Consider the following 1478-nt stretch of genomic DNA (forward strand, 5'->3'; position numbering starts at 1 on the left):
AAGAGACAGGGGTGGCGGGCTCGGGGAGTAGGCCGTCGTGACGGAGGCGCTTCTGCAGTTGCGATACGTCGAGTTGGCGTGGCTGTACGCCGTCCCGTACGCAGAGGGCCGCGGCCAGGCCAGTGGCCGCGCCCAGGTTCTCCAGGTCGGCCTGCATGCGCAGGGCGGGCAGGGCGTCGTGGGTGGCGGAGAGGGCCTTGCCGGTGACGAGCAGGCCGTCGACGCGGCGGGGCAGGAGGGCGTGGTACGGGACCTCGAGCTCGAGGTTCGGCGGGATGAGGCCGAGCTGCGGCCAGAGGGCTTCGCCCTTGCCCTTCAGGTCGTGGTTGGAGAAGTGCAGGCTGATGGTGTCCGGGAAGCGACGGTCGGTGAGCTGGTCGGTGAGGGTGAGAACGGTCTCGCCGACGAGGTGCCGGCCTTCGCGGGTGACGGGGACCTCGCCGTGGTCGTGAGCTTCCGGGCTGCGGCGACGGGCGGCCAGGACGGCGCGGGTGGCGTCGGCGGGGTCTGTGAGGTCGGCTAGGCCGCCGAACTGGTTGCGGGTCACGCCTGGTTCCTCGAAGCGGGCGAGTGAGGCCCACATGGTGGTGTGGGTCGCGGCTGAGCCGTGGACGGTGGGAGCGCCTGACCAGGCGGCTAGGTCGGCTTCGCCGGTGGCGTCGATGATGATGTGGGCGGTGGTGGCGTAGGGGCGGTCGGGTCCGGCTAGGGCGACGCCGGTGACGCGGGTGTGGTTGCCATTGCTGTCGCTGTCGCCTTCGTGGTCGCGCAGGACCGCGAAGGCGCGGGTGTCGTAACGGATGTCGACGCCGGCGGCGTGCAGCTCGTCGTGCAGTGCAAGCGCCTTGGCCTCGATATTCCATGCGCCGATGCCGCCACGGAGACCGAGCGCCCGGTGGGCAAGGCGGGTGGTGCGCTGCACGGCGGCGGCATGGCCCTCACGACGGCCGAACCAGTAGCTGTGCACGCCGCCGTACGTCCCGGTCCCGCCGGGTCCGGGTCCGGCCTCGGCGAGTACGACCCGAGCTCCGTCACGCGCGGCAGCAAGGGCGGCGGAGGCGCCGCTGGTACCGCCGCCTACGACGAGGACGTCGGGCTTGGCGAGGAGAGGCAGGTCCAGAGGGGGCACGGCTTCGTACTCAAAGGTGCCGGGCTCAGAGGTGGCAGGCTCAAAGGCAGCCGGCTGTGAAGAGGCGGGCCGCCCAAGCCCCCCGCCTCCTCCCTTCCGTAGCCCGCTATCCGTTTCTCGCACCGGGCCCGGAGGGGACACGGCGACGCTGCCGTCACCATCCGATGCCAAGCCATCCGTTCCGGTGCTGCGGCCAGTGGGAGCGGGCGAGTTGGCATCGGATGGTGACGGCCGCGCTGCCGGGTTCCGCCCGGTCTCGGTGCCGTTGGGAAGGCTGGCTACGGAAGGGGAGAAGGGCGGGGCGCCTTGGCTTGCCGGGCGCCAGTTTCCCGGCGGGGCAGGGTGGGAT

The 1478-nt window shown here is 71.9% G+C and carries 1 protein-coding gene; it reads right to left on the reverse strand.

The annotated features are described in order from the left end of the window. Positions 1 to 1129 (reverse strand): FAD-dependent oxidoreductase (locus tag G5C51_RS41915; RefSeq protein ID WP_165246169.1); only part of this gene is annotated, 1129 nt, incomplete at its 3' end. Positions 1130 to 1478: the final 349 nt, after the last annotated feature.

This window comes from Streptomyces coryli (assembly GCF_011044975.1).
Taxonomy (GTDB): Bacteria; Actinomycetota; Actinomycetes; order Streptomycetales; family Streptomycetaceae; genus Streptomyces; species Streptomyces coryli.